Consider the following 2,293-nt stretch of genomic DNA (forward strand, 5'->3'; position numbering starts at 1 on the left):
CCTGTGCTTTTAATGTGCTTAAAAATGTTATGAATATTCCTGTCAGGATAAATTTTAATTTCATATACGTGATTCTGTTTTGCTTGCGTACAACGGTTGTGTATAAGAAAAGTAGGGCAGATGGTAATCGTTTACCTTTCCGTTTAGCCACAAGCCCAATCTTTTGTATTTTGATTTTATCTAAATTTTTTAAAAGCCAAATCAAAAGATTTGGCGACATTGAAAATATGCCCAAGCCTTAATTTAAGCACCTTTCCGCCCTATTTTTTTTATACATTGTTAGCAACTGCCCTTTTCACTCGAATATTGGTTTGGTTGAATTAGTTTCTTTAATGAAAATCATCGTGTCAAAATTCTTGATTAATGGAAGATAATAAATATCCTCTTCCGATTCTTTTGAATAACCAATTAACCTTATAGGGCCGATTATTTCATCTGTGGTTAGTTCATTTTTTAAGTCTGACATATCTATAACAAGCGATTTGCCATTTTGAAATAGTTTACTTTCCCAAAACAAGCTATCGATAGGTTGAAATGATTCGGTCTTAAGTTCCTCCTTATAACTGTGGTCTCCGTTTATAAACTTTTCATCTATATAAGAATAACTCCCTTTCAAGGTTGTAAGTCCAATTGTGTAATAATCGCTTTTGAACTCTTTTTTTAAGTTTCGACCCATTATCCCTATTTCGTTGTCTGTGATAATTTCATTTGAAATATGTGCATTGTGAGCCCAAACAATAATTTTATTGTCTGTATTTTTTGCTAAAAACGATATTCTGTCCGCCATTATTTCATCTCGACTTTGGATTGGTTTTTTGTTTTTAATGTTTACATAGTTGATATATGTGTTTTTTCCATTGAATAGAATTTCCTTGATTGATTTAGTTATTTTTTTAGTTGATTCTAAATAATTTTCGATTTCTAAGATGTTATTGTAGATAGAGTTATTGACCTTATATTCTTTTTTTAAATTATCAGTTGAACTTTTTGCTATATTGGATTTCAATTCTTGCAAAAGCTTATTTAGCGTTTTATCATTTACTGGATTAATGTTGTCTTCAAGTAGTTCATAAAAAACCCAAAAGGAATCGTCGCAACCTTTAAATTTAAAGTTATATTGAGTTTTATTTTCTTTATACCATTGTAAAAATGATTTCATTTCTTGGGTTTGATAAATTGAAAATAGGTGTTTTCGCATTAGACTATCTAAGGGGGTTTCATTCAAGTTCTTGTTCAAGACTTCAATATCATCGTAGGGATTTTCTAAAACTACAAGATTATACCCTTTTTCTTCGATAAGTCTTTTGGTTATAATTTCTCTAAGTCGATAAAATTCTGAGGTTCCGTGCGTACTTTCGCCTATTGCAATTATTTTTTTGTCGCCTATTTTTTCTATCAAATGGTCTAAACTATTACGCAGAGTTTCTTTGCTGGAAAAGTCCAATTTTCTAGAGGATTTTGATAAAGCTGATTCTAGTTCATTAGAATTGTAGTTTTCTAAAGTTAACTTTTTTGTTTCTTTTAATTCCTGAATGTCTTTGCCGTCAATACTCACTTTAAAGTCATCAAACCAAGCGATACCTTTTTTGCCTAAAATTCCGCCTACGAAGATTGTTTTTGCATTCGATGGAAAAGGTAGTTTTATAGAGTATTCTTTCCAATCACTTGTTCCCTTTATTTTTTGATTTTGCATTGATTTAAACGCTAAAGACCTTTTTTTTGAATTTCCATCAATTCGCATTAGAAGCCCTACAAATCCTTTGACATTTTTGTATTTAATTTTACCAGAAAGAACTATAGTGTCTCCAACATAATTTGCGGGAATTCTATATGTGATACAGCCAAATGTTCCATCTTTATCGGAAACAACTTTTCCAACAGAATTATTCTCGCCTAAAATTTCTCCTGTTAAATTTTCAAAATTCCCCCATTTAAACCATCCTGTGGGCATTTTTTCTTTTGCTGGTTCAAAATCGTTAAAGTTTAAATTGTATTTATTTTGACTGTTAATAGCTAATGGTATTAACATTAGAACAACTATAAGGTGAAATGTTTGTTTTAAGATTTTCATATTTTAGCTGAATGCTTTTTAGGGTTGTTGCTAACGGTCTCGGCTATGAGTAGTTGCGTGGGTTAGCACTTAACTTTGCAAGTACACACCAAACTGAAAATCCGCGAGGATTTTCAGAAGTAGGCGTGAACAAGCAATTACTTATAGCCATTGTTGTGTGCAGTTTTTTATATTCCATTTCTACTTTTCCAATTACTCATTGTTGTCGGATGTTCATTGTCT

At 31.1% G+C, this 2,293-nt stretch carries 2 protein-coding genes; one reads left to right on the forward strand and one right to left on the reverse strand.

Going from position 1 to position 2,293, the window contains the following annotated elements; all coding sequences use genetic code 11:
• On the forward strand, positions 1–242 hold a 242-nt coding region (locus tag K8344_RS13800; protein ID WP_237609264.1), incomplete at its 5' end, for a hypothetical protein.
• Between the two features lie 53 nt (positions 243–295).
• On the opposite strand, the gene K8344_RS13805 is transcribed toward K8344_RS13800, so the two are convergent.
• The gene (locus tag K8344_RS13805; RefSeq protein WP_237609265.1) at positions 296–2,071 is read right to left on the reverse strand and encodes an erythromycin esterase family protein; all 1,776 of its coding nucleotides are present in this window, start codon (positions 2,069–2,071) and stop codon (positions 296–298) included.
• Positions 2,072–2,293: the final 222 nt, after the last annotated feature.

The organism is Aequorivita xiaoshiensis (assembly GCF_022008395.1).
In the GTDB taxonomy this organism is placed as follows: domain Bacteria; phylum Bacteroidota; class Bacteroidia; order Flavobacteriales; family Flavobacteriaceae; genus Aequorivita; species Aequorivita xiaoshiensis.